This window comes from Natronomonas salinimetallica, assembly GCF_013839515.1.
Lineage (GTDB): Archaea > Halobacteriota > Halobacteria > Halobacteriales > Haloarculaceae > Natronomonas.
Genome location: NZ_JACDNQ010000010.1, coordinates 25,810 through 50,943 on the forward strand (window position 1 = coordinate 25,810; position 25,134 = coordinate 50,943).

General features: G+C 55.6%; 19 protein-coding genes. 4 read left to right on the forward strand and 15 right to left on the reverse strand.

Annotated features, from left to right (window positions below; genetic code table 11):
• Positions 1-12 precede the first annotated feature (12 nt).
• The 3 genes from HZR14_RS09415 to HZR14_RS09425 all read right to left on the reverse strand — a co-directional run bounded on the left by HZR14_RS09415 (position 13) and on the right by HZR14_RS09425 (position 2,320).
• Positions 13-414, reverse strand: a complete 402-nt coding sequence (locus HZR14_RS09415) for a DUF7985 family protein (RefSeq protein WP_220132518.1) — start codon at positions 412-414, stop codon at positions 13-15.
• A complete protein-coding gene (locus tag HZR14_RS09420; protein ID WP_181692615.1) occupies positions 411-731 on the reverse strand; it encodes a hypothetical protein in 321 nt (106 codons plus the stop codon). Before HZR14_RS09420 ends, HZR14_RS09415 begins: the two co-directional genes overlap by 4 nt.
• Positions 732-925: 194 nt before the next feature.
• Positions 926-2,320: a cytochrome P450 gene (locus HZR14_RS09425; RefSeq protein WP_181692616.1), complete on the reverse strand. Its 1,395-nt coding sequence runs from the start codon at positions 2,318-2,320 to the stop codon at positions 926-928.
• Positions 2,321-2,504: 184 nt separating this feature from the next.
• On the opposite strand from HZR14_RS09425, the gene HZR14_RS14730 reads away from it, so the two are divergent.
• Both HZR14_RS14730 and HZR14_RS09435 read left to right on the forward strand, forming a co-directional pair.
• Positions 2,505-3,575: a transcriptional regulator FilR1 domain-containing protein gene (locus HZR14_RS14730; RefSeq protein ID WP_489675553.1), complete on the forward strand. Its 1,071-nt coding sequence runs from the start codon at positions 2,505-2,507 to the stop codon at positions 3,573-3,575.
• A 554-nt stretch (positions 3,576-4,129) separates the two neighbouring features.
• Positions 4,130-4,918, forward strand: coding sequence for a hypothetical protein (locus tag HZR14_RS09435; RefSeq protein ID WP_181692618.1), 789 nt, complete (start codon positions 4,130-4,132; stop codon positions 4,916-4,918).
• A 269-nt stretch (positions 4,919-5,187) separates the two neighbouring features.
• Here the strand turns inward: HZR14_RS09435 and HZR14_RS09440 are convergent, their stop codons facing one another.
• A complete protein-coding gene (locus HZR14_RS09440) occupies positions 5,188-5,355 on the reverse strand; it encodes a DUF1931 domain-containing protein (RefSeq protein WP_181692619.1) in 168 nt (55 codons plus the stop codon).
• Positions 5,356-5,490: 135 nt separating this feature from the next.
• Here HZR14_RS09440 and HZR14_RS09445 point away from each other — a divergent pair, with 135 nt between their 5' ends.
• Positions 5,491-5,790 carry a helix-turn-helix transcriptional regulator gene (locus tag HZR14_RS09445; RefSeq protein ID WP_181692620.1) on the forward strand — a complete coding sequence of 100 codons (300 nt, stop codon included), beginning with the start codon at positions 5,491-5,493 and terminating at the stop codon, positions 5,788-5,790.
• 183 nt (positions 5,791-5,973) lie between these two features.
• Here HZR14_RS09445 and HZR14_RS09450 read toward each other — a convergent pair whose 3' ends face one another.
• From HZR14_RS09450 to HZR14_RS09475, 6 genes are all read right to left on the reverse strand, one after another.
• Positions 5,974-6,579: a DUF6338 family protein gene (locus HZR14_RS09450; RefSeq protein WP_181692621.1), complete on the reverse strand. Its 606-nt coding sequence runs from the start codon at positions 6,577-6,579 to the stop codon at positions 5,974-5,976.
• Positions 6,580-6,951: 372 nt separating this feature from the next.
• Positions 6,952-8,178 carry a tyrosine-type recombinase/integrase gene (locus tag HZR14_RS09455; protein WP_181692622.1) on the reverse strand — a complete coding sequence of 409 codons (1,227 nt, stop codon included), beginning with the start codon at positions 8,176-8,178 and terminating at the stop codon, positions 6,952-6,954.
• A 452-nt stretch (positions 8,179-8,630) separates the two neighbouring features.
• Positions 8,631-10,307 carry a transposase gene (locus HZR14_RS09460; RefSeq protein WP_181692623.1) on the reverse strand — a complete coding sequence of 559 codons (1,677 nt, stop codon included), beginning with the start codon at positions 10,305-10,307 and terminating at the stop codon, positions 8,631-8,633.
• Positions 10,308-10,403: 96 nt separating this feature from the next.
• On the reverse strand, positions 10,404-12,806 hold the full coding sequence (locus HZR14_RS09465; RefSeq protein ID WP_181692624.1) for a DUF2309 domain-containing protein: 2,403 nt from the start codon (positions 12,804-12,806) through the stop codon (positions 10,404-10,406).
• Complete coding sequence (locus HZR14_RS09470) at positions 12,796-14,283, reverse strand: proton-conducting transporter transmembrane domain-containing protein (protein WP_181692625.1); 1,488 nt, start codon at positions 14,281-14,283, stop codon at positions 12,796-12,798. The genes HZR14_RS09465 and HZR14_RS09470 overlap by 11 nt, the downstream gene beginning before the upstream one ends.
• Before the next feature lie 188 nt (positions 14,284-14,471).
• Positions 14,472-15,152 (reverse strand): carbonic anhydrase, encoded by a 681-nt coding sequence (locus HZR14_RS09475; protein WP_181692626.1) that lies wholly within the window; start codon positions 15,150-15,152, stop codon positions 14,472-14,474.
• A gap of 146 nt (positions 15,153-15,298) precedes the next feature.
• On the opposite strand from HZR14_RS09475, the gene HZR14_RS09480 reads away from it, so the two are divergent.
• Complete coding sequence (locus HZR14_RS09480; protein ID WP_181692627.1) at positions 15,299-16,315, forward strand: amidohydrolase family protein; 1,017 nt, start codon at positions 15,299-15,301, stop codon at positions 16,313-16,315.
• Here the strand turns inward: HZR14_RS09480 and HZR14_RS09485 are convergent.
• The 5 genes from HZR14_RS09485 to HZR14_RS09505 all read right to left on the reverse strand — a co-directional run bounded on the left by HZR14_RS09485 (position 16,312) and on the right by HZR14_RS09505 (position 25,132).
• Positions 16,312-16,797 carry an Lrp/AsnC family transcriptional regulator gene (locus HZR14_RS09485; protein ID WP_181692628.1) on the reverse strand — a complete coding sequence of 162 codons (486 nt, stop codon included), beginning with the start codon at positions 16,795-16,797 and terminating at the stop codon, positions 16,312-16,314. The two genes, HZR14_RS09480 and HZR14_RS09485, sit on opposite strands and share 4 nt — an antisense overlap.
• A gap of 258 nt (positions 16,798-17,055) precedes the next feature.
• Positions 17,056-17,541, reverse strand: coding sequence for a DUF7970 domain-containing protein (locus HZR14_RS09490; protein WP_181692629.1), 486 nt, complete (start codon positions 17,539-17,541; stop codon positions 17,056-17,058).
• Positions 17,534-18,406 carry a ParA family protein gene (locus HZR14_RS09495; RefSeq protein WP_181692630.1) on the reverse strand — a complete coding sequence of 291 codons (873 nt, stop codon included), beginning with the start codon at positions 18,404-18,406 and terminating at the stop codon, positions 17,534-17,536. The genes HZR14_RS09490 and HZR14_RS09495 overlap by 8 nt, the downstream gene beginning before the upstream one ends.
• 631 nt (positions 18,407-19,037) lie before the next feature.
• On the reverse strand, positions 19,038-23,639 hold the full coding sequence (locus tag HZR14_RS09500) for a DNA translocase FtsK (protein WP_181692631.1): 4,602 nt from the start codon (positions 23,637-23,639) through the stop codon (positions 19,038-19,040).
• Positions 23,636-25,132: a hypothetical protein gene (locus tag HZR14_RS09505; RefSeq protein ID WP_181692632.1), complete on the reverse strand. Its 1,497-nt coding sequence runs from the start codon at positions 25,130-25,132 to the stop codon at positions 23,636-23,638. Before HZR14_RS09505 ends, HZR14_RS09500 begins: the two co-directional genes overlap by 4 nt.
• Positions 25,133-25,134 lie beyond the last annotated feature (2 nt).

Genomic DNA, 25,134 nt, shown 5'->3' on the forward strand with positions numbered 1-25,134 from the left:
AAGGTTCACCGATTACCAGGGAACTAGGTCAACACATTCGGCGAGTGGAAGCCCCATCACGGAGCCAGCGACGGTGTACAAGGGGCCGAGTACGAGCAGGACGACGGTGGATTTGAGGGCCGTTCGCTTGTGTCGCTTGAATCCCTTCTTTTGCTCGGGGCTCATCGTGAACATCTCGGCAAGGGAATCGGCCTGCCAGACGACGACAAGTCCGACGATCCCGAGAGCCGTCGTGATCTGGAAGAAGCCAGAGATCATGTCCGGCAGTCCCTCAGCATCACAGACGACTCCATCCTGAGCCAGAGCGGGCTCGACAGCGATGATGCTCAGCACGATCACTGCAGTGACCGTCTGGCGAATGGCTGGTCGATTAAAGGTCGATTCAGTGGTCTCTGGTGGATCGTTGTCGCTCATTGGTGCGTCTCGTTTTGGGGTGTTTCGCTGCGTTCCGTGGTCGATGTCTCGGGTACGTTTCCATCAGGAGTCCCAGCAGTATCGTCGACGAGTGCTTGGAGGTCGCTCAATCGGTTTGTTTCCTCGGCGATGTCTTCGAACGAGTACCCCTGCTCCTGTGCACGTTCAAGGAGATCCCGAAATTCGTGGGGATCAATGTCACGAACAGCCATCTCCTCGCGAAGCGCCTGCCGGTACAGTGCGGAGGCGTTGATGTAGTCAAACCACTCCAGGAACAGCTGATCGATTTCCTCGATGGTGACCTGTCGGGTTTTCATGTGTCTGCACGTGGATTTGTGATGATTGAATCCCGGTTCATAGCATACACTTGCCGAATACCTTCGGGAGGTGTGTTATACTCACCCGTGATTACACTGTCAAACGGTGTGAACAGTCACAGGCAATTATGTTATAACTCAGCAACAAATTCAAAGAAGGAAAACCACGGAAGACCTCTTCAAATCGCTTTGATCTAGCGCTGACAAATCTTCAGCGGGATGCCCTCTTTGGATCGGGTTGTAACTCGAGGCTCGAGGTTGATTTCGTCCTTCTTTCCCCACTCGAACTGGAATTTCTGTCCGATCGTCGCCAGAACTACTTTCGCTTCTAAGAGAGCGAATTCCCGGCCAATACAGGTTCGACGTCCGCCACCAAACGGGATGTATGCAAAGTCGTGGAGCTCCCCTTCAAACTCGTTGGTCCATCGCTCGGGACGGAATTCCAGTGGATCCTCGTAGAACTGCTCATCCCGATGGACGTGAATAATTGATAGGTGGATCTCATGTCCCTCCGGAATTCGATACCCGCCGACTTCGACATCGGTTATCGTCTGACGGGGGATTGTATGAATCGGTGGGTAGAGTCGCAATGCCTCCGTAATTATCTGGTCCGTGAACTCCAAGTTCTGGAGATTGTCGTAGGTAGGTCGCCCTCCATCAAGAACCGTATCCAGTTCCTCTTGGAATTGCTCTCGGATGTCTGATTGTGTCGCAATCACGTACCAGGTGAACGCGAGGGCAGCAGCGGTCGTCTCGTGCCCCGCAAAAACCATCGTGATCAGCTGATCTTCAATTTCTTCGGTTGTGAATTGCGGTCCATCTTCCCTATTACGCGCTTGTTGGAGCTGTGTCAGTAGATCCGGCGTCGTCGAGGCAGCTGCTGTCTGTTCAGGGATTGATTGTACGTTCGATCCGCTTGGCTCGTTAATAGATGGGGAAACTCCTGTCTGGTCGCTTCCTTCCTCGAGTAGCCTTCGAACCTCCTGGCGGAGACGCTTCGTTGATTGGTCGAACCGTCGCCGGGCAGGTGTCGGTACCCACGGTGGCAGAATCCATGAAGACGGTGTGAACCATTCGTTGAGTCCGTCGGCAGCGTCACGGAGATCTTGATCCTCCCCAGGAACCAATGCACGACCGAACAGTGTGGAAAAGAGAATCTCGAGAGTGAGGTTCTTCATCTCCGGCTCCAGATCCAGTGTTTCTCCCTCCTTCCACGTCTCGAGGCGTCGCTCAGTACATGCGACCATTTGATCCGTGTAGCCCTTGATTTGCTCGCGGTAGAACAGCGGTTGCAGCATCTCACGCTGGTGACTCCACTGCTGTCCCTCAACCGAAAGGAGGCCGTGCCCGAATGCCCGCTGATAGTCCTCAGTCTTCCCGAACGCGTCGATGTCGGAAACGAGAACACGGTCAAAATAATCCGGGTGGGCAAAGACAAATACATCGTCAACTGCCGGGAGGTCCATCCGATAGATGTCGCCACACTCCGACGTGGCACGCTCCACAAACTCAAACGGATCGCGAGCGAACTGCACGGCGTTTTTGAGAACCGGATACCCGGATGGCGCTGGTGGTAGTTTGGAGCTCACGATAGTCGGTCTTTGTGGGAATACCTGTAAAAAGTACCGTCGCAAGGAACGAACTATTTGTGATTTTGAATGAGATGCGTGTATCCAATCAGTTCGTTTCGATACCAGATTTGTACGATATATTCATAGCATTGGGAACGATAGCTTATCAAATGGGTGAGATTGAGTGACACACCCCGGACTTGTGGCAAAAAACCCGCTTACGGACGAACAGATTGTCGTCCGTGAATTCATCAGTGATCTTACTGGCTCTACCTCTCTGGATGTGCTTCGTTCACTCGACGAGGCACCCATGACGGCGTCGACCATCGCAGACTCCAGTCAAATTACCCGACAGACTGCATCGAGACATCTCGCTCGACTCACGGACTGGGGGCTGACGAAATCGGCTGTTACTGGCGGGTATGAACTTACAGCAGGCGGAAAAATTGTCCTTGAAGCCTTTGAAGCGTGTCCTGATGGTCTCGATCGCGAGCCACTCACCCAGCTAACTCGGTCAAAACACACCATCCCACTCTTACAAACGCTTTCAGAACAGCCTAGCCGCCCAAGCGAGCTAACAGGTACAGCTGACGGGTCTCCCTCACGTGCCACTGTTCGGAGAGCATTGCGAATGTTCGAGACTGAAGGGTGGTGTGAAGAGGCAGACGGTAAGCACAGACTCACGTCCACCGGGGAGCATACATTAGAACGGTACGAGGAACTGGCCGAAACAATTGAGCAGGTGCTGGAGAAAGCACCCTGGTTTCAACGACTCAGTCCAATTAGAACAGATATCCCGGTTCGGGCCCTCGCTGACGCAGAGCTGTATGTCTCCTCACCTCACTCACCTGGGATCGTCCTCGCAACGGCTCTCAAACTCTGCGACCCGCGGCTTGACAACTTCCGTGTGTTGACGTCAATCTTCAACCCGACACTCTTTACCGCATACGATAAGCTGCTCAAACTGGGTCTCAAGGGCGAAGCAATCGTCGATTCCTCGCTCTACGAGCGACTCCATGAAGAAGAAATGGAGTACTTCCTAGACGATTCAAACTACGGCAACTTTCAGATTTTTTGTCTCGAAGAGCCACTGACGCTCGGTATTGGGATCTACGATGGGAAGCAGATCGCGATTGGCGCGTACAATGATACCGGAGAGGGAGAACATATCGCGATGATCCTCAGCTCAAACAAGGCTGTAGTCAAATGGGGAGAGGATCTCTATAACTGCTATCGTAAACGAGCCCGGGATCCTACAGAGATCAAGCCATAGTGTGAATGGGAACCACCCCACTTCCCAGACATACCAAGAAGAGAAGTACGACTATTCCTTGTAGGAACAGGTTCGTTGGCAGGGTAAAATCTAAGCGCCTAGCCAATCGAATGAAGATATATTACCATGGTGCTCCGCGGAGTCCTCGCAGGGTATCTCCTGGGATCTGCGTACAAGCGTCGATCGCTCCGACGCAATGCACTCCGTGACTCCGGTACGGATACGTATAATCTAAAACCGGGCTATCCTGAGCCCATTCCTATCCACTTGGATACTGATGGCCAAATCCAGTATTCGATGAAGGTCTTGGACGGGCCACCTGTAGACTGTGTGCTGATGGACGATCGGAACTTCGCGTACTATACGGACGGGCTCGATTGCGAGTGCTACGAGCGAGGAACCGTGTACTGTGCGAAAGCTGCGGAGATTTCCTTTCAGCTCCCCGCAGGACAATATACGCTGCTGGTTAGACAAGCCCCCGAAGCGAGTGAAGAGACCACTACGCCAGGCGACTCCCGTGTGGAGTTTGCATACAGTATCGACGCCACATAACGATGCAAGAGATCCACCGCAAACCAGTGCCCTCTCGACTTGCTCAGACCACCGAGTTCCTGGTTTATTTGTTGGCGGTCATCGGTGGCGTCGTCTTCATCGCCGGCGCCAGCTACGTCTTCATTCCCACGATGATGTGGGCTGTTGTACCGTTCTCCCTCGGCCTATACGCTCTCTATCGGATCCACACGATCACAGACATTATAGGGGGAGCAGATAGTTCCAGACCAAGCGTTCTCGAACAACTGGTGACGAGAGTACTGTTCGGCAGTATAATCGCCGCTGCTGTGGGCGCTGGTCTCACAATAACGGGAACGCCTGCGATCGGCTTCCCGATAGTGCTCGTGGCGTTTCCGGTTGTCTTCCTCGCCTTTGGAATCAAACTCGAGTGGGTAGCACGACGGGGAGGCCGTCGATCACTGCTCGTGTGGGATCTCCTCGGTCGAGGATCACTCCTTACTTTTGGAGTCTGGATTACCCTCGAAATGGTCCTCGTTATTGGTGGTGAAGGCGCCCTTGGGATTCCGACGTTTGTAGGCAATATTTTGGCTGTAGTTGGTATTGCAGTTCCACTGCTCTACCTGTTGTTGGAACGCCCGATTGTCCGTAGACCGCTTGTGCAGATTGACCTCAAGCCAATCGGAAGCATCGTCACGCTGGTTCCGGTGCTCGAATACTGGACGCCGCTAGAACCATTGGAGGGGGAGTCCTGGCGTCGCGTGACAAAACCCGACGATGCACCCTCCGTTAGTGACAAACCTTCGAACCGCCGGTACAGCGCAAACCGGTAGATTGGCTGTAACAGGTGTTTGATCCTGAATTAGGTAGAATCCTGTATAACCGAAGACGTAATTCGGTCGAATGTGAGTCCTGCTCAAGAGCGACTTCTGTCGGACGGTGATAACAATCCCTCGGCATAGATAGAACAGCTTCATGATCTTAACCAACATACATCTCCCACTAATTCGAGAGTGTTGGTTAATCCTGTACAAGGTGATGGATTCCTGTCTAAGAGCGTACTGAACAGAAAACCACGGCTTCTCAATATGCCTGTAGACCGCTACAGGTCCCGTGGCTGTACCGTCTTCCGATCGTTCGCTTCAGCTCGCTGAGCGGCGTCTTCAAGCAGTTCGGAAACTTCCTCGTTGAGGGCGTCGTAGAAATCCGCCGATACGTTCTGTTCCGATAGTGCATCCTTCACAGCTGCTTTGACAATCAGGTCAGACATTTCATTGCAAAGTTCTCCTGTCGCCCACATAAAGGTTCTAAGTTCCTCAAACGGAATTACGGTTGTCACTTTTAAGACACGCGTTGGAGACCAGGGAGAACTTATTCAACCCCGTAAAAACAGAGAAACGGACGAATGTACGATCTGACAGGCTTCCAGCGTGATATCTTGTACGTGATCGTCGGACTCGAGGAGCCGCACGGGCTCGCAGTAAAGGCTGAGCTCGACGACTACTACGAACAGGAGATCAACCATGGTCGGCTCTATCCAAACCTCGACGATCTCGTCGACAAAGGACTCCTCAAGAAGGGTGAACTCGATAAACGAACGAATATGTACACAGTCACCCAGCGTGGACTGCGAGAAATAGAGGCACGGAGAAACTGGGAGGACGAATATTTAGGAGCTATAGAAGAGCTCTCCACGTCGGCCTAGATGCCTGTTGTGGTTCAATCATTCCGATCAGTCACGAAGCTTTGCGACGGACTTTCCAACCTCGCGGACGTGTTCGCTACGCTCCAGATCCAGCTCCTCGGCGAGATAATCAACTGTTTCTTCGAGATCCATGTTCAATTAGAGCCCATCATGACGTATGAATCTAGTACTCAATCATCTTGTCTACACGTCTAATTCTGTTTCGTAGTAGATTTCAGAGATTTGGTCTCCTGAAAGGTAGACGTACTTATCAAGGTCAATTCGTTTCCATATTTTCCCCTCCCGCCGAATGAGTTGTTGGGGCCATCGAAGGATCAAATCACTCCCTTGAATTGCTGAGTCATCCACGTATATTTCTCCCCAAATCTCGTTCCCGTTTTCCATCACAACACGAACCTGAGCTGGCTCTTCACGATTTTCTGACTGGAGATCCCAGACTGGGGGTCCCCGGACATCCAAATCCTTGTGTACGAATCGATCAATTGCCTCTCCTGAGACGAATCCTAATGCAACAGAAGAGACAAGTGCCAAAACATAAATTAGCCCTATTTCGAGAGGGGCATACGCACCTTCGATACGAATGTGAAGATCTAGCGTTAGGAGATGAAACAACAATAATCCCGAGACCAGAGTAAGACCTGATCCACCGACCGTGTAAATCCCTTTATCAAACTGATCGTCCGAGGAAACAACAGGACCGAAGTATTTTGCTAGTTTGTAAGTGATAAATCCTGGCAGAAGAAAGGCTAGCGCGTAGATTACGCTAAAAGAAGAGAAGGGGCCCACCATAAGAAGTAACGCTAATTGTCAGAGGATTCTGAATCGCTTTTACCCGTACTTTGCATTTCGATCCGAGGATCCTCTTCTGACGTCTTGGCAACCTTAGCGTTCTGTTCTATATATCGGGATATGTCAGCCACTCCATCGACATCCATCGCTTGGTATAGCCCCTTACTCATCGTCGCTTCCGCCACGTCGTGGGTCTTCTTCAGAGGTTTCTGCCGCATAGGATTTCTCTCGTTTCGGGGATGTACTGTTCGACTTTTTAGAGTCCTTTCGGTCGTCCGCCATATCAATAATCGATACGAAATAGAACATAATAAGGGTTCTCTGACCGGGGTGAAAGTGGTGCAATTTGTCCCACTTGGAGACAGACTACGCCTAGCTGTCAATTTCATTAAGAGCTTCTGTCGCCACATCACCGAGTTCACCGGCCTCGATGTGGGAGTAGCGCTCACGCACCATTTCTTCGGAGTTGTCGAGATAACGGGCAGCAACCGTGTACCCGAATGCTCGAACGAGAACCTCACCCATCCCACGTCGACCGCCGTGGGGTGCGAGATAATTGTGTTTCGGGTGGTTGATGTCGATTTCCGCTTCTTCTGAGAGTCGTTGGAGAATCGACCGAGCGCCGTCCGTCGTGATCGATGGAGGTCGAACGTCTTCGTCGAGAGCCAGCAAGAGGTCACGAGCGTAATTCTCACGCCGCTCGTCGATTACATTCGATTGTTCCCCTCGGTCGGCCAATTCGTTCCGGACTAGCGTCGCGAGTGTCCGCTGGTCGAACGTCGGAAACACTGGCCACCGCTGCGTCGGTGGGTCCATCAGCTTTCGATAGTTTCGAAGCGGAGCGATTGTCGGATCGGGGAGACTCGCAGCGTCCCACTGCTGTTTCTTCCGATAGACATCCATACTTCCGTCCTCAAGCGAGATCTCCTCCCACCGGACCCCGCGGCGGCGCGGGTCGTTCGGGTCTCGAAGGAGTTCACCGACGCGGACGGCGGTGTACGCAAGGACGAACACGAGGGCGCGGTCACGGCCCGCCTTCAGCGCCTCGTAGCGCGCTCGCTGCTTGTCGAGGGGGTCAGTATCCTCCGGGAGGGTCGTGTACGTCTCGATAGCGTCGCGGGCTCGCTCGTCGACGTGGCGGGTGAGCACGTGGCGCTGCTCAGACGTCCAGGCCTGCTGGTCGCCGGGCTTGCGGCCATCGTCATCCGGCAGCGGCGCCATCGCACTCGCCCGCTGCGCGTAGTGCGCCTCGAGATATCCTTCGTTGACGCACCAGCCACACCATGCAGAGATATAGCGGTAATAGGTTTGTACCGTGTTCTGCTTGAGTCCCCGATCGCCGGCGAGATGCCGGGCATATTCCCGGAAGACGCGTTCGTCGAGGTCCTCGAAGGTCGGCTCGCGGTCGACATCGTCCGGTACGATTCCGATAGAGTCGTCGCTGCCGCGGTCGCCGGCGGCCCAATCAGCGAACCGCTCGAGTTCGCGGGCTGCGTTACGTCGATAGTTCCCGCCGTCGCCACCGCGGCCCTTCCCCTTGTCCTGGAGGTAGCGCTCGAAGCTGTCGTCGAGTGGCGTCGAAAGCGCTCGATCAGGCATCCACCGGCCCTCCACCGTCCTGCGGGCCCGGTCTCGGTGCCTCTACCCCGGGGGAAGCGCCGTCGTGAGGCGGTTGCAGCATCCGTGCTTCACCGACGGCGTCGGGGTACTTCAAACTGGTCGTGATTACGGGCATAATCACGACCAGTAGTTGGGAAAGTCTCATAGCCAATATTTCCACGTTAGGAGGGCTCTATCTCCAGATCTACGGATCTGGTTGCTATTATATACTGTATGCCGCTATACTAAAATAGAAACCGTGGAAGTTGAGACTACAGTGGGTTTAGCGGACCTGTGATGCGTGGTTTTGGCCGGACCAGTGAACGGAAACTGCCTCAGATTGTTCTCCAAACGGCCACTTTTGTTGACCAACCAACCATACCCGCGAATTTCGACGACTTCCGGCAGCGTAGCCACTCAGACGCCGGGCTATCACGGGGTGAGTCCCGTTACTATCCGATTCCGGTTTCCTTCTTCAACAGCGTCAGCGTATTGTCCGCTGTCACGATTGGTGAATGCTCATACTCTCCGGTCAACTCCACCTGGACCAGGAGATCCACCGCTCGCCAGATCGAGTAGAGCAGACACGCAAACGCGAAATAGAAGAATCGGAGTCCAAAATGCTTCGATGTCGTCGCGGCCATGAATCGCTTGATGGACTTGTAACCACTCTCGATCTCCCAGCGGTAGCCGTACTCAGTGAGGTGCCCGCTCCCTCGATTCGTCATGAACACAGAGTACTGCCGGTGATCGTCGTGCTCGGAGTTCTCCTTCCGTCGGTAGATCAGCGTCGTCTGGTGCCACTCGTTGTTCCCGAGGTGAAGCTTCCGGTCGGTTTCATACCGGTCTTGGTCCCGCTGGAGCAAACGCTTCGCTTGGGCTTTCTCGCTGGTCTGCATCCGCTTTGGCACGACGTAGGAGTGCCCGCGCTCGCTGACCATCTCCAGGACGTGCTGGCTATCGAACTCCCGGTCCATCAGGACGTTATCGACGTGAACAAGTTCTTCAGCCGACTCCAGTAAGTCCTCGACGATCTCTTTTCGTGACTCGCCTTTCCGCACCGGGCGAGCATCGAGGACGAGCGGGACCGCATTGCCGACCAGTTGCACTGTCGCCCACTGGTACGCGTACTCGTCGGTCTTCTCTTTCGTTCCGATGATTTCCTCTTCGTGGCCGGTGCGGTCGCCGGTGAAGGGATCGGCTTCAGTAATATCGATTGCGACGATACCCGCCCGAAAAAACTCTTCAGTCTCTGCGACCTCATCCAGCAGTCGACCGACCGCTTGTCGGTACATCTCCCGAATCGCCGGTATCGAGAGGTCACGAATGTGGTCACGGTGGGCGTGACCCATCGGTGTCCGGTTCCGCTTCGACTCGTGAATGAAGCTCCGTGCCCCTTCATTTGCAGCCAGATTCTCACGAAGCCCGAGATACATCTGTAAATCCCAGTATGCGTTCTCGTGGATCTCACAGCCATCCCCACGCTCTAGCGAGAACACGGGGTAAACAATGCGACCGACATGATCAGTGATCTTCTCTGCTTCCCGCAGGATGGTGTGAGCGTCTGGTTCTGACGCCCTGAACGAGTCCTCGTGGACCCGGAGTTTTGGGTTTGGCTCACGTGGGACCGCGACATCCGCGTTCTGGGCGCTGATGAGGACCGTCCGCGCTGCTGACTCGACGGTCTCACGAAGATCAGCTGTAAACCGATTGTGCCAACTGCGCCATAGTGTCGACTGATCTGGAATTGATTCCAAGTCGAGCTGTTCGCAGAGCTTCGAATGTCGATACAAATACTCAACGAGGGCTGTTTCGTGAGCCCAACCGTGGAGTTCTTTCAACAAGAATGTCCGAAAGAGAGTGTCTAACTCGTAGCGCGTCGAGCCAGCGTAGCAGTCGTGGATTCCGAAATCGACGTAGTTGAGTGGGTACTGGCAGACAAATTGCTCGACTGAGTGGTGTTCCTCGTGTTCGAACCACCGACGTGAAATAGTTCTGATATCTGCTTGCAGGGCCTCAAGAGAACTGCGGTCGTACAGAGGTGTTGAGTCGTACACTGGCCAATCGACAGTTGATTTTTCGGCAATGTGCCGGAATACATCTCTTCGAGAGGTTCTTGTTTGTGTCATCTTGTTGGGAGGAGTATCGAAGGAGGTCGGATTCCTGCGTCCAGAGAAGGGTCAGAGCAGCCCACTGCTTCCCGTCCAGTACGGGTTCCCGAGCGGCTAGTCGTCTGCGACAGCCTGAGTGTTCGGCATCTCCGGATGTGCTTCGGTCTGTTCGGACACTGCCATCCACTCCAAGGACTCCTCGTAGTGGAAGACGCGGTGATCCTGAGTCGGATCGACGACTGTCAGTGAGAGCCAGTTGTTGTCCAGAATTTCGGTCAGTTCCTCGTGGTCGGCCACGATGTCGGTGACGCGCTCGACTGGCGCGTGGATGATCGTCGAGAGGCGGAGCGGTTGGTGATACGGTTCGTCGTCTGCGATCATCAGCGACTGGAGCGGGAGCCCGGCCATCAGATCGCCGCCGTTGCCCTGATAGACACCGACGTTGCCGACTGGGTTCTGGGTCACCTTCGACCCGCTGCCGTAGACGGCGTTGTCGACCGTCGAGAAGTAGTACTGGGTGTTGATCCACTGGGTGACGACCATGGGGCCAGTCAAGATGGCCTCCAGCGCGTCTCCGTCGGGGTCAGTCGACCAGTCGTACGAGTGGAGGAATGCACGCCCGTCGAGATCGCAGCCGCTGGTCAACTCGCGGGGGCCGATCACGAAGCCAGCGTTGCCAGCCAGCCCCCACTCGGGACGCGTCTCGGCCCAGTCGGCGGCACGACGTTCCGTCTCGGTGACGCCGGCAGAGCCGTCGGCCCCCATCGCCTCGGCGCGTTCGGCCGTCGCGTACTCGCGAGCCGTCGCAAGATCCGCCCGCAACTGGTCAAGGTCGTCCGCGTGGCTCTCGGGCACGTCGTCCGCGAACAGGTCCACTTCGTCGGTCGTCGTGTTGTGCTGACCGGCGATGAAGACCGTATCCTCGGGGATGTCGAACCCACGCTCACGGAGATCAGTCTTGACGGAGTCGTCGTTACAGATCTTCGCGAGAACGCGGGCACTCGGGCCGCCGGGGTTGCCCGCACAGGCACCGCAGTCCAGACTCGAGTCGTAGGGGTTGTTTGCCGTCTCGCTGGCGTGCCCCGCGAAGACGACGAGACGACCGAACTCCTCGAACCCCATCAACTCGAAGGCAGTTGCGGCGTATTCGACTTTCTCCTCGGTGGTCAACCCCACCGGCAGGTCGCCGGAGTAGGTGTACTGGTGGTGGATCAGCGGCTCACAGAACTCGTGGTCGTCGGGCACCAACTCAGCGGCAGCGTCGATCAGGTCGTGGACGCGCCCTGGAACGAGCGTCCGAGCCGCGAGTGAGAGCCCATACCCGCTTCCGGCAGTCTCGACGTATCCGTAGGCGGTGGCCGCGTTGGCCTCCAGTATCTCGATGACTTCGTCGGCGGCCGCACGCATGCCGGACCAGCGGTCGTGGCGCGCCTGCGTGTCGTCGTCGGTCGGGAAGTCGGTGATGTGATGCTGTGGGTCGAGGATCGGTGGACAGGCATCGACCGACACGTCATCGTCGTATCCCTGATACTCCATCGGGATGCCAAAGAAGCCAGCGTACCCGTGGGTCTTGTAGTTGCCCGTTGTTTCGATGTGACGACGGATGACCTCCGAGCGGGTGTCGATACAGAAGACCAACTGGGCATCCGGGCGGCCCGACGTATCGCTGTCGTACATCGACTGACTCTGGGCCGCGACGGTCCCGACGAGGTCTTCGCGGTAGGTCGCTTCCCACGCACGCAGGAACGCCTGAGCGAGGTCATCCGCCGGGTTCACGTCGCCGTCGTCGTCCGGCTTGATGTCGGCGTCGGCAGCATCCAGCAGTGCCAGACGCGCCGCAAGGTATCCCTCCAGCGAAATCGGGTACGTCGACTGCCATACACCCTCGTCCTCGGCGCGTTGCTTGATGAACCCGGTCCAACCCGGGAGCGCAGCCAGCTGTTCCTCGAGGATGGGCACCCACTGACTCTCAGGGTACGACTTCAGGACCGCCTCAATAGCCTCGATTGGCGCTTCGGGCAGGTCGACGACGACCCCCTCGTCGGGGATGTCGCTGTCGTATTCGGCCATTCCACGGAAGGCGGTGTAGAACCCTGCCTCACGGTTCGGCATCGACCAGTGGGCGCTCCCCTCGTCGAGAAAGGCTGACAACCACTTCGTCAACACCCTGTCGACGTGGTCCGTGGCGGTGTCCGTGTCACTGTTCTCAGCACCGGCCTCGTCGGCCATACGGTCGAGTAACGTCGCTGGGTCATTCTCGTAGCCTGCTTCAGCGAGCTCCGCCTCAAGGAGTTCCCGGTCGATCTGGCCGCGTTCCAGCGCCGTTCCGAACGTCTCGGCGCTGGGGTAGCCACGGCCGCCCAATAAAGTAGCGGCCTGTTCGACAGCCTCTCCAAACGGCCGGTCCTCGAACCCCGAGAGGGGGTTTGCCGTCACGAACGAGTGAATGGGCCAGAGGGAACCGACGGTGGTCGCAGCTTCGTCGATGCTGTCTCGGATGGCGGATTCAGTACTCATTGTAATCCTCCGTGGAAGTCAGTAAGGTGTTCGATGACGGTTGGGTGGCGTTCAGCAGTGCCACGTAGAGCCGCTGGCTGTGTTCGTGGATCCCGGTCTCGATGGCGACATAGATGCCGACGAAGCCGACGGCGATGACCACGTGGAGCAGAGTCAGTTCGGTCGTTGCCGTGCCGACTGCCAAGAGGCCCGAGACACCTTCGTAGACAACGGCGTAGACGACGATGGCCGGGAAGAACACCAGCGGGACGGCCCCATAGCGGGCGAGCGTCGGAAGTGAGGTGTGCTGGACCGCGCTACGGGCCGCGTGGAGCGTGGTGAAGACGACGAAGAAGGTCAACAGGAGGCCGCTGTCGACGCTTGCTCCCTTTCCCGTCAGCACCGTGAACACCACCCCACCGGCGAGACCGGTCAGCAACGCCACGACAAAGCCGACGGCACTCGTCATACGGCCGATCGTGTGCTCGGTGGTCTCGCTCGGACTCGTGTGTTCGACCTGTTCGCCCGAACTGAGGAACTGATAGGCCTTGTAGAATCCGTGTAGGATGAGATGGGTGATCGCAGCCCCGAAAAAACCGAGGCCGGCCTGCATGATCATAAAGCCCATCTGACCGACCGTCGAGCAGCCGAGCTTTCCTTTGATATCCGTCTGGACGGACTTCAGGAGCTTCCCGCCGCCAGCACTCGCCGCGCCGACGGCGACCACTCCGAGCATGAGCGTGGAATCGACCGTAATAACCGGGGCAAAGCGAGTCAACAGGATGCCGCCCGCGTTGACGAACCCGGCGTGCATCAGCGCGGACGCCGGCGTCGGTGCGGTCATCGAGGAGAGCAGCCAGTTGTGGAACGGGATGAGGGCGGACTGGATCATTGCCGCGAGCACAAGCGCACCGGCTGCGACCAGCAACACCGAACCACCGAGCGTGTCGGCGGCCGCGCCAATTCCGGAGACCGTCGTCGAGCCGGTCGCCCACCACAGCGCCGTCAGCGCAATCCCAAGGAGTACGCTACTGGCGATAAAGTACTTACGAGCGACCGTCGCGGCGGCCTGTGCCTGTTTCCAGCCCTCGGTGATGCCGATGAGTTCGGCCATCACCAGACCCATCGCCACCCACAGGAATCCGAACAGTGCGATGTGGTCGGCCGCGACGAGTGCCATCACGGCTGCGGTGAACCCGAACATAGCGAGGAAGAACCCCGTTTTGTGGGTGCTACCGGCCATGTAACGGCGCGAGTAGCTGTGAACGATACCGCTGAAGAAGGTGACCACCACCCACATCAGCACAGTCAGGCCGTCGATGGCAACCAATCCAGGGACTTCCCATGCGGCACCAAACCGGATTCTGGCGATGAGGACGACGATACTCGCGACGAACAGCGACCACACGAGCCACGTTAGTGCAACGGGCACGAACGGCGAATCCGCCGTCGTGTCCCGGAGCGCTCCCACCGTCGGTTTCGAACTGTGTTCTGACATCGTTCAGCCCATCGTACGACTTATTGCGGCACCCGAGGCGGTCCCAACGGGTCCGATTCTGGTCGCTTTCACCCCTTAATTGAACAGAATGGTTGTTAAATCTATCTATATTCACATTCTGTTCGGTATACGGGAATTATAGAACATTATGATTGTCCAGCGGTGCACAGAGTCGCCTGGTAGAGGAGTCAGGTCAGGAGGCTTGCGACACGTATCGACGCATCGTCGGGGAGACGAGCCCGGATTGTGGTCGGGTCTGTCGCACCATCGAGGGCGACCAGATACCGCTTGTCTGGGAACGAACTGTACGCACCGTCCTGATCGTAAACGTAGCCAGCGACCGTCACCGACAAGGGGAGTGCCTGCTGGAGAAATTGGACCTGTTGGCGAACATTGTACTCGGCGAGTCGGTGCTGTACCGTCTGAAGCGGCAACGATTCCGTCACGACTCCCTCCTCGAACGCTTCTCCGACGAGCGAGCGGAGCGGATCCAACCGTACTTCGATCCCGACAGGTGACTCTGCATCGGGTGCAACCCACCGCTCATAGGCGTCTTCGAGAACCTCACAACTCGTGTGTCCCACAACGATGACCGCTGTGATGTCGTGCTGGGTTCTGAGGTGTTCGATGGTGCTGTCTGGAACCGTTTGTTCCTCGTATCGTTCCTGTGTCTGATTCCCGAGAGTCTCGACGCTAACGACGTTCCAGGTAGCGTCAACCGGCCACAGCGGCCCCCGGCGCTTGCAACTGCTCATCGAGCACGAGACGACGAGTGCCGTCTGCGCATCCGATTCGTGTCCCATGTCGCTTTGAGGCCCGGCCCAGTCTTGAACCGACTCGATGACAGATTCGAGATCGTTCCCGTTCATTCTACGCTGTGCCACCTCCGCTCGGACCTATTACTGCCGCCAGCGGGTTCCTTCGACCATTTTGGTCCCCAATCAACATTGCTTTACCGGAACGTTCGATATACCCGTACAAAAAACCATATCGTTATTGACGTGGAGGTGCTGGTATGGAAGCACTCTCGGGAACTCTCCTCGTCGGCCGGTCGTTCGAGCCGATGCGGGGTCGTGTTGTTATCGAGGACGGTCAGATCGAGCGTATCGAGGAGACAGAAATGACATCGACCGATATCATACTGCCGGCGTTCGTCAACGCTCACACGCATCTGGGTGACTCCGTCGCGAAGGAAGCAGCTGTAGGGCTATCGCTCAACGAAGCAGTGGCACCGCCGGACAGTCTGAAACACCGACGATTGGCGGCTGCCGACCGTTCCGACCTCGTATCAGCGATGCGCCGGACGCTCCGATTTATGGAGCGAACTGGGACGGTCTCCTGTTTGGACTTCCGGGAGTCCGGAGCTGCCGGGGCACGCGCGCTCCGTGAGGCGGCTGCGTCCGTTTCCCTCGACCCGTTCATCTTCGGGAGCGGAACGCAGTCCGTCCTCGATGTTGCCGACGGGTACGGCGGCTCCGGGGCAAACGACGGCGACTTCACCGAACAGCGTGCTGCCTGCCGGAAACACGACGTGCCCTTTGCGATCCACGCTGGCGAACCCGACGCGACTGACATCCATCCGGCACTCGATCTGGAGCCGAACCTCCTCGTCCACATGGTGCACGCAGAACAGGACCACCTGCAGCGAGTTACAGAGCAGTCAGTCCCGGTGGCGGTCTGTCCGCGCGCGAACACTGTTCTCGACGTTGGAACCCCTCCAGTACGGGAATTGCTCGATCACACGACAGTCGCACTCGGGACTGACAACGTCATGCTGAATCCCCCGTCGATGTTTCGGGAGATGGCGTACACGGTGAAACAGTTCGACGTGACTGCCCGAGAGGTGTTACGGATGGCGACGACGGCCGGTGCCGATATCGTTGGACTCGGTTGTGGTGTCATCGCTCCCGGCCGGCGCGCAGCACTCCTCGTCCTCGACGGTGACTCGGACAATCTGACGGGCTCTGTTGATCCAGTACAGGCAGTCGTTCGTCGCGCGACCGAGGTGGACGTCAAACGTGTCCTCGTCTAGGAATCGTCGCCTGTCTGAGTCTTGGAATTGAACTTTCCGAAGGGCGTCGTCTCGTGACTCCGAACGAGGACTTCGTCGGCAACGGTGAGCCCCATATCGAGAAGTTCCTGTGCAACGGGTGTAATGTCGCTGTCCGTCTCGCCGACTGCAGTGACGAGGAGGTTTTGTTCACCAGTGACCAACTCCTGAACTGATACCACGCCATCGATGTCCAGAATATCGGGGACGAGGTCACCACGTTCGGGAATCGCAGCGGTACAGTAAAGCAGCATTCGGAGCGGATAACCTGATTTCTGATAGTCGACCCTAGCGCTGTATCCTTTGATTACGCCGTCGGATTCGAGACGCTGAATGCGCTTGCGGACAGTACTGTCAGAGGTACCGGTCCGCTCCGCGATGTCTCCGGACGACATGTTTCGAGCGTCTTCTTGGAGTGCATACAGGATCGCTTTGTCGACATCGTCGATCTCCTCGTTAGTCATATCAGTGTGTCCGCGACAAAGCCACTTTACCTTTGTACGTTGTTAGGGCATTCAACAGAACTCTCTGCTCTTTCTTCCCTGTGCCTCCCAACAGAGTCTATGCATTGAGAAGGCCGGCCTCAACTTCCAAGAAACCGGTGTCGGTATCCAGTGCAAAGAATAATCGCAAGACAGCAAGCAGATGGACATTTACATTACCTACATTATGTACAATGTGTCCGATATCCAAATGATGGAGAAAATCGGTGGGATCCAAGATTAGTCGTTTATAGCCTGGTCACTCAGCATCGCCACAATTTCCTGAACACGGTCCTCATCAGCTTCGATACCACGTTCTCGGAGTATCTGGAGAGCAACCTCGTCACCGTGATCTGCAATCACTCGTAGACACGCATCTTGGAACTCTCTTCCCTCAAACTCGGGGACATCAAACATTGAGCACGCGGCAGTTACTGAAGATCGCATCCGGGTAACGCCATCCCACGTCTCATCCCGGACGTAGAAACCGTGCATATCGGTCTCGTCAAAGGAGAAGGCCGGTCCACCAGTGGATTCGTCCACATCCTCCTCATCCTGATCAGGTACGGACTCAGTCCCCGACTCTGTGTCTTCAGTAGTTATCTCCTCCTCCGCTTGCGGTTCATCCTCGGTATCAGTACGTTCGTCGTCGTCCGATTCTACTCCTTCTTCCGTCTGTTTGAGCTGTTCAGCGACGTCCCCGAAGCGCTCATCCTCATTAGGCATGGCTTTGTTCCTCCACGAGATCCGCTAAGTGGTCGAAATTCGGGATTTGGTCACAATCTTCGTCGAACTCCGAGACGGGCATTCCTTGCTTGAAAGCGCGAGAGATCGCGGTTCGTTCGCGAATTCCTGGCTTCGGAATACTCTCGATGGTGCGTCCCGAGTCATCGAGGGCATCGAAGATTTCCGGGTCCACACGAGCGTACTCAGGGACGAACGAACCGAACTCTCGGTTAAGATTTTCAACGAGAGTCCGGTGCTCGTTGCGTTGCCCCATTGTTTCTCGAATCATATTTGGGGTAACTGCGAGAATATCTAACCCGATATTCTGCCGAATTGGAGAAATCTGGCGTTCAATCATCTTGTTGAGGCCGTTAATCGACCCAGCACGTGGGATCAACGGGATTATGACGCGCTGGACGGCGATGAGGGCATTATCGGAGAGTTTCCCACGGCCGCCTGCGGCATCGATTATCACGTAGTCGTATCCGTTTTGGATGAGCGGATCGACGACGTTCCTCCGAAGCTTCACGTCTGCGAACCGTTCGTCCTTCAGCCTCGTCTCAACGTTCTCGAGCTCGTTGCTCGACGGGAGGAGGTGAACACCGAAGTCCGTCTCAATAAGCAGTTCTTCGGGATTTTCACCATCGATAAGGGCGTCACCGAGGTTAGCATCTCGGTCGTACGCATCGTCGTACCCAAGCTGGGTCGTCATGTGCCCGTCCTTATCCAGATCCAGTAGTACCGTCTCATGGCCGCGAGCAGCGAGTCGGTCAGCGATGTTGAGTGCGATCGTGGATTTTCCTACGCCGCCCTTAAGCAACGAGACTGCTGCTCCGGGAAGTCCTTCAAACTCGTCAGCACTCATGGGTCAGCACCCCGCAAAAGGTGGATTTTGCACATTTTGTAGGCAGTTTGCATTGTGTAGATATTGAAGGTTGCGCGTTTCGTTGATAATGTGAGTTTTGTCCTGCTCATACGCGGCAAATGAAGCTCACCCACCATAATTCTGCGTCAGACAAATTGGGTGCGCCATCCACACAACCCACATTTTGTACATTATGTGGATTGTTCACCCAACCTTCATTCGCCCCCGATCTCTACCAACTACACGCAATCTACATAATCTGCATTATCTACAATTCGTTCAAATCCATCACAATTATCGCTACCTCCATTAAGCGCCAATGAGCGCAATACATGCAACCTACATTGTTTACATTATCCAAATTATGCAGAGAGCGTGAGATATCGACATAGTCTAGCCATTCATTATGAGAAAACGGTAGAGATTCACAGCAACAGTCAGTCTTCTCTTCAGCAGCGTGGGAGAAATGCCGTGCAGCGAAAGACCCCTTCAGGCGATGAGAGTCGCGAATCTTCAACTGATCGCCGCACTTCGGGTACTCGAGGAGATCCCCTTTCTGTACCTGATTCGGAATGACCTCGGTACCGTCGTGGAGGCCCAAGAACGGCATTTAAATTCTACATTCTTAGGCTCACCGGTATTGGCTTATAAGTTCGCGGATGTCGTCAGAGTCTACATAGAAGCCTTGAAGCCTAGTAGTTCTGTCTGCTTCTTTAAGTAGCATGTCTCCGTCTCCACCAAGTTCCTCTGCTCCACCTTCGTCAATTAGGATTCGAGAGTCAGACTGCTTTGGCAGCCGGAAAGCTACCCGAGTATCCAAATTAGCACGGAGGTCCGTGTCGATAGCTTCGTGGGAAGGTCGTTGGGTAGAGATGACGAGATGGATACCCTGTGCCCGTGCGATTTGAGCGATGCGGCGCACGTTATCCTCGGTGTCATCAGCGTCTTCTCCAAGTTGCTGGAGTAGGTCGCTGTATTCATCGATGATGACGACAATCGGCTTCATCTGGTCATCCGGATTCTGTTCGTTGTACTCCCCAATGTCACGGCAGACGCTTTCGCGCAGCAGCTGTTTTCTACGCGGGATTTCATCCTCGACGAGCCACTCGAACAGGTTGGCAGCTTCTTCGGCGCCAGTGATCACTTCACCGTTAGAAAGGTTCGGCAGAGCATCGAAGAAGATGAAGTCGGTCTCCTTCGGATCAACCAAGGCGAACTCGACGTTGTCTTCGCCTTTCTGCTCCATGAAGTTCATAATCAGGGAGTACAGGAACACGGTCTTCCCGCTACCTGTTGCTCCGCCGACCAACATGTGCGGTGCTTCAGAGAGGTCAGAACGGTAGACATCGCCGTCTGGTGTAATGCCTGCTAGGAAGGGTAATGAAGATGTCTCGATTTCGCCGGGCGGTTTGTACCGGTCTTTGTAATCGCGTTGAGGTACCACGACGTTGTGTTCCCGAGGAACGTCAAGAGCTACGTACTCTGTTCCAGGCAGTCGCTGGACGATTGGTTCTTTCTCGAACGCCATTTCTCGGGCGATGTCCTCTGTACGTTGCTCTAGGGAACTCTGTTTCTCGCCTGGTGCCAAACGGATCTTGAAGCGGACTACGTTTGGTCCGACATCAATATCGTCGGGATCGATATTTCGGATGTTGATCTTGAACTCGTTGAGAACCCGTTTCAGGGTTTCTACCAGGTCAGTGTATTCTTCGGGATCGCCGAACCGGTCAGCAGATTCTTTGTTGACGTCTGTCTTTTCCGCGTCGCTGACGGTGTCTCTCCCGCCGGTTTCCTCCTCGTCCGCTTCCGGCTTGGTTTCGTCGACCTCGTCCGTTTCCTCTTCTGCGACAGCTTCTTCTTCAGCATCCTGTTCCAGCCTCTGGTTCTCTCGGTCTTCGATGCCGCTGACGATCAACCGCTTAATTGACTGGCGGGGAAGCTTGTCGACCCTAATGGACTGGGCGTTCGTAGTTACGCCGTTAATTCGTTCGTCCGACGTGGCTTCGCTGGTGACTTCGACCGATACGATCCTCGGGTTGATCTCGATTTGAGCATCCCCGTTGAATACGTTATTAATCCGGTCTGCCCACTCCTGCTTACCCTCCATCCCTTCGGCGGAGGTCAGTTCGTAGTACAGTTGTTCGCGGAGAGCCTCTTTCCGGGGCGACGTGGTGAGGTTTTTCTGGCCAGTGAACAGGCCACGGATTGTGTCTGTCGTCTCGAAGACTTGGTCGACGGCATTCCCTTCCACGACCTTGGTGCCATCTTCGTCTTTGACGGTGTAGGCACCGCTAGTTTCTTCCAGAGTCTTGATTTCGATGATGTCGAGGATAAGGCCACCATCGTCGTCGAACTGGACGGTAAGGATGTCGGCCCGGCTCTCGCTGTCTCCCAGATTCAGCCATTCCCGGGTGCGTGGGTTGTCGATGGAGAAGATCAGCTTGGGGTCGGCCAGCGTTTGTTGCAGCCACTGGACGGCGATAATCGAGCCAAGCAAGCCTTTTGTGTTTCTGGATTTTCCGCTGCCGAGGGTTTCCCGGGTGATGAGGCGGAGAAGGCCGCTTTGCTGCAGGTCAGCGATTCTCTCTGCGATATCCTCCAAATCGGTGTCGTCAGGCGCGAGACGGTATTCGGTGATGATCCGGCGGAGGACCCGTCGGAAGTAATCGATATCCTCAGAGTACGTGGCGAAGTCGCGTTCGCCGCGTCTTTCTCTAGAAATTAGGTTGTCCTTCCAGAACGGGTTACCATTCATCGGCGGTGAGGAGATTGAGATCCAGATCACGGAGTCGAGGAGTTCGTCGATAGTCTCTTTCTTGACGTTAAGTTCGTTGACCTCGGCGTTGTGGATGGCCTGCCGCTGGTTATACAGTTGGTTGATCAGGTCCTGGTACTCGGAGAAGAGGACTCCTTCCTTCGACGGTGAGATATTTATTTTGTCCTCGAGTAGGTCGTAGTCGAACTCTTTCGGGACGTATAGCGGGTGGATTGTGGTCTCGGCATCACGCTCGAAGGTCTGGATGCTGAAGTTGCTCTGGTCGTTAATCAGGATAAAATGCTGTGGGTCGCCTTTCAGGCCCTCAGCGTATGAGTCGTAGCTGGAGTGTTCGGTTGTAACGATCTCGAACTCCCCAGAGTCGTTGTCCGGGCCGAACAGGTTGATGATGTCCTCGGATACGCTAGGTGAGACAGTTCCGTTGAGGACAGGTTTCTCTTCGTCTTCGATAAAGGCAAACTCCACTGTCGCGCCTTGGATTTCTTCTTTCTCAGCCAGATGAGCGATATCAGAGAGAAGGTTCACAGGATCTAGTGGGTCGATGACGCTGATCTTAAGGTGGCGTCTGGACGGAGGGTATGCTGACGTGAATTTGTCGAGTACGTAGTCGTAGAACTTGGAGTTCGTGCCTTCTGCAGCGTTCTCGATCCGGGTGTAGACTGGCAGCCTGTCGAGCTCCGCGGATTGTACGAGATAAGTCTCATCCGCCAGTCGGTAGTTCCCGCCCACGTGGATGCTACGGAGGACGTGTGGCTGTTCTTCGACGCTGTTGATGAGGAAGTTGCGTTCTTCCTCGGTCAGCGACTCTTTTTCGTCCTTCATCTCCCGCGCCAGTTCGGAGTACTTCCAGAGGTGGAGCGGGTGGAGTGGGGAGAGGACGAGTTCTCTGTCATCTTCGTATTCGAGGATGACGGTGTCGAATAGGAGGAAGTCGGAGAGGAGTTTGGAGGAGCCTTCGGAGCTGACGTCCTGAATCTCTCGGTACTTCTTGTCCAGTTTGTCCTGGACTTCGCGGTATGCATCTATGTAGTCTTCTGCGGATTTTAGCAGGCCTTCGTCTCCGAGAAGGCGGATGAGCGGTGCGGATAGCAGTCCTGGTAGGGCGTAGACAAGTTCGCTACGGGCTGTTACGTATCGGTCGATGGATTCGACTAAGTCCTCGAACTTGCCGCTGTTCTCAGCCACTCCACGGAGTTTTTCGAAGGTGCTATCTTCGCCTCGTGGTTGGAACTTCTCAGTTCTCAGAGCTTGGAAGTTCTTGATCGCACTTTGCCTGTCCTCTGGGTTGTGAATGATACCGCCGAAGGAATCCTCGGTAACGAAGTGATCGATGAAGTAGTAGAGGTCGTCGTTGACGTCGAAGGCCAACTGCTCATCCCCGGTGAACTCCATATCGACCCGGTTTTCTTCTTCCTCGACGGCTTCTCGGTACTGGTCATCGAACTCTTCTGAAAGCCGTTCCAGTTCTTCATCGTTGTCATCGAAGACTGCTTCCACGCTGGCAGATTCGACATCTCTCCGGGTGCTAGTGGTTGAACGTCGTTGGCTGGACTGGCCAGCGGTGGAGAATATTTCGTTGACCTCGTTGTACTTCAGGTCGGCGAGGATCTCCGAGTCGCCTGTTCGTTCGAACCGGCGAAGCTTGGCTACGGATTGTTCCCGTTCTTCCCTTTCGCTGTTGTCGACTTTGGTGACGCTGTTAGTGAGGCGACGTCGATCCCTATTCGACATGTGAGAGACCCGCAGTACAAGGTCCAGGTTGTCGGAAAGTCTGTCAGGGATTTTGTCGGGGTTGTTGAGCCCCGGATCGTTGAACAGCCGCAGTCTGTAGAGTTCGGTTCCAAGGGCGTCGAGTGAGGCTTGTTCTGATTCTTTGAGCGTCGAAGTTGCGTAGTCAGCTACTGCAGGGATTTCGAATCTATCGTAGAGGTCGGATCCAAGGGTTTTCCAGATGGCTTGAGCTGGGGGACTGTCGGCGAACTGTTTCTTGGCCTTCATCTGGTCGGTGATTTCTCGCGTGATTTCTGCCAGAGGCAGGTCGACCATGCCCTCGAAATCTTTCATCGAGTTCAGACGGGCGTGGTCTCCCCGGACCAGAATCACCAGTTTCTCTGGTTCGATTCGCCCGTCCCATTCGAATCCGGTGTCGGTGCCGTTCCGCCAGTTGACGGCGACACTGACTTTGTCCGTGAGTCTGACGGAGGAGTCCTCCGTCCGTGACTGAAGATCGTCAATGTCTGCTTCATCGATGCTGACCATTGCGAGGCCAACATCGTACCGTGCATTACTGCAGAGGATATCGACAAATTCCCCAGCGTCGAACCGGGGCGGCGATTCGATGATAATACCGATGTTTTCGTCGGTCAGTTGGTCGACTGTCTCGTTGGCGATTGCTTTGCCGATCAGATCCTCGTTGCTCTCGTATGAGCTGTCTTGTGTCTGTGTGGTTTCGCTCATATTTCCTCCTCGGGGACAGAGACGATGGTGACGCCGTCCGCGTATTCCTCAGCGTATCCAAGCCTGGATACTGCTTCTTTGAAACCCTCGTAGTTCTGGTTATTCAGCGGATCACTTTCGGATGCGCTGGCACCGAGGCGGATGTCCCACTCCGTCAGGTGGCTGCGGTCCTGTTCAGTTCCGCCTACGATGATTCCGTACCGTTCCCGGAGTTCTTCTGAGAGATCTTGGAGAGACATACTCGTGCCTGGTTCGATTACGGAGAGTAGGATGGGTTCCAGCATCTCGGGGTCAGGCCGATATCTGCGTTTGTTCGCCCGATTTCCTCGTGGTTTGAGGATTCCGGCACGCCAGGCGAATGTCTGGGCTGTGGACTGCGGTGTGTACGTGTCGAACCGGTTCGAGAAGTCGTGGATGACGTTGCTGACAGCGTCCACCAGCCTGTAGAAGGTGGTATCCTGTTCGGGATCCCGAGAAGCCCGGAACACCTGCTCGAATTTTTCGTAGTCCTGCTCGATCTTGTCCTCCTTATTCCGGTTCAGTTCCAGGAAATTGTGGTTCTCGATCTCTCGGAGGACGTCTTCCTCGCTAAAGTCTTTGTAGCCCTGCAGGTCGAGGACGTGTTTTACGCCGAGCCGGGTGGCTAACTGAATCTCTGACCCGACGACGCGGAATGATTCGAGGCTGGCGTTGGCTACCGGGTTGTCCCTATTCCCGGTATAGTTCAGAACGAGTGGGACGGGTTCGTTTTTGCCCCCGTCTTCTCGAATCTCATTGTGTCGGTTGGCCATGTAGACGTAGAGTAGAAACCCGCCAAATTTGATGGTGCGGCGAAGGTCACGGGCGTAGTTCAGGTCATAGTCGCCGTTGGAGTCTTTCAGATGCTTCGACAGGGTTTCGAAGCCTTCGACGAACTCTTCCGCAATCTTCTTGCCCCCGAATGCGTCTCCGAGGACCGGTTCTTCCCAAGGCGAGACCGTGACATTGCCTTTTTTCCCGTCTTTGGCGAGTGGTCGGAACAGGAGAGAGATAGCGTCGTGGTGATCCTGAAGTTGGTCGGTCAGCTTCAGGTTGATGTCGCTGTCGGATTCGTCCAGTACGGTGTAGATGAACTGAGAGGGTGTTACACCGATTCGGCGGTAGGCGACGAACCAGTCGCTCATAGAGGTCATCGCAGAATGTCGTGGACTACTTGCGTACAGGGCGTTGTCGTTGTCCAGAACTTTCCTTATCCTGTATCGAAGATTGTCCATTTGTTCGTCACTGAGATCACGAGAGGACTCGAACAGGCCGTGGTATTTCTCGTCCAAGTCGCTGGAAGGGGTTTTCCCAGGTTTCTCGACGAACTTGAACAGGTCCTCCGACTGATGAGTAGATCCCAGGACGTTACTGAAGACGACCTGGGAGAGGTGCACCGGTTTTAGAGAGGCAGAGGTTGCTTTGAATCCGAACGCGGCTTCCGATGCGTCGGAGTTGACGTCGTTAAGTCTCATTG

Bases quoted from the DNA above. Each gene is read 5' to 3' on its own strand.
- HZR14_RS09415 (WP_220132518.1), bottom strand. From the start codon at position 414: ATGAGCGACAACGATCCACCAGAGACCACTGAATCGACCTTTAATCGA.
- HZR14_RS09420 (WP_181692615.1), bottom strand. From the start codon at position 731: ATGAAAACCCGACAGGTCACCATCGAGGAAATCGATCAGCTGTTCCTG.
- HZR14_RS09435 (WP_181692618.1), top strand. From the start codon at position 4,130: ATGCAAGAGATCCACCGCAAACCAGTGCCCTCTCGACTTGCTCAGACC.
- HZR14_RS09440 (WP_181692619.1), bottom strand. From the start codon at position 5,355: ATGTCTGACCTGATTGTCAAAGCAGCTGTGAAGGATGCACTATCGGAA.
- HZR14_RS09445 (WP_181692620.1), top strand. From the start codon at position 5,491: ATGTACGATCTGACAGGCTTCCAGCGTGATATCTTGTACGTGATCGTC.
- HZR14_RS09450 (WP_181692621.1), bottom strand. From the start codon at position 6,579: ATGGTGGGCCCCTTCTCTTCTTTTAGCGTAATCTACGCGCTAGCCTTT.
- HZR14_RS09455 (WP_181692622.1), bottom strand. From the start codon at position 8,178: ATGCCTGATCGAGCGCTTTCGACGCCACTCGACGACAGCTTCGAGCGC.
- HZR14_RS09460 (WP_181692623.1), bottom strand. From the start codon at position 10,307: ATGACACAAACAAGAACCTCTCGAAGAGATGTATTCCGGCACATTGCC.
- HZR14_RS09465 (WP_181692624.1), bottom strand. From the start codon at position 12,806: ATGAGTACTGAATCCGCCATCCGAGACAGCATCGACGAAGCTGCGACC.
- HZR14_RS09470 (WP_181692625.1), bottom strand. From the start codon at position 14,283: ATGTCAGAACACAGTTCGAAACCGACGGTGGGAGCGCTCCGGGACACG.
- HZR14_RS09475 (WP_181692626.1), bottom strand. From the start codon at position 15,152: ATGAACGGGAACGATCTCGAATCTGTCATCGAGTCGGTTCAAGACTGG.
- HZR14_RS09480 (WP_181692627.1), top strand. From the start codon at position 15,299: ATGGAAGCACTCTCGGGAACTCTCCTCGTCGGCCGGTCGTTCGAGCCG.
- HZR14_RS09485 (WP_181692628.1), bottom strand. From the start codon at position 16,797: ATGACTAACGAGGAGATCGACGATGTCGACAAAGCGATCCTGTATGCA.
- HZR14_RS09490 (WP_181692629.1), bottom strand. From the start codon at position 17,541: ATGCCTAATGAGGATGAGCGCTTCGGGGACGTCGCTGAACAGCTCAAA.
- HZR14_RS09495 (WP_181692630.1), bottom strand. From the start codon at position 18,406: ATGAGTGCTGACGAGTTTGAAGGACTTCCCGGAGCAGCAGTCTCGTTG.
- HZR14_RS09500 (WP_181692631.1), bottom strand. From the start codon at position 23,639: ATGAGCGAAACCACACAGACACAAGACAGCTCATACGAGAGCAACGAG.
- HZR14_RS09505 (WP_181692632.1), bottom strand. From the start codon at position 25,132: ATGAGACTTAACGACGTCAACTCCGACGCATCGGAAGCCGCGTTCGGA.